The sequence below is a fragment of the Pseudomonas guariconensis genome, from assembly GCF_015680235.1.
GTDB classification, from domain to species: domain Bacteria; phylum Pseudomonadota; class Gammaproteobacteria; order Pseudomonadales; family Pseudomonadaceae; genus Aquipseudomonas; species Aquipseudomonas guariconensis_A.
This window is the reverse complement of sequence record NZ_JADLJL010000117.1, coordinates 1-201: the sequence shown is the minus strand read 5'-3', so window position 1 is coordinate 201 and position 201 is coordinate 1. Positions and strand designations below refer to the sequence as shown.

Here is a 201-nt window from a genome sequence, read left to right as displayed (position 1 = left end):
TGGAGCGCACCAGTTGGGCGGCCTGTTGCGAGGTAATCCGTAGGCCTTGCAGCCGCTTGCGTGCATCGGGCTCCAGGGTGCCTGGGGCCACGGTCAGGTCGACCAGTTCGGCCGGGGCGGTATGATCCAGCGCGCCCACGCCATGGCGTGCTCCATTGACTAGCCGCTCATGCACCTCCTGCGCACGGCCTTCGACCCACA

The 201-nt window shown here is 67.7% G+C and carries 1 pseudogene; it reads right to left on the bottom strand.

The features are described 5' to 3' along the window. Positions 1–201 (bottom strand): annotated as a pseudogene (locus IRZ56_RS23025) (oxidoreductase); the annotation flags it as partial.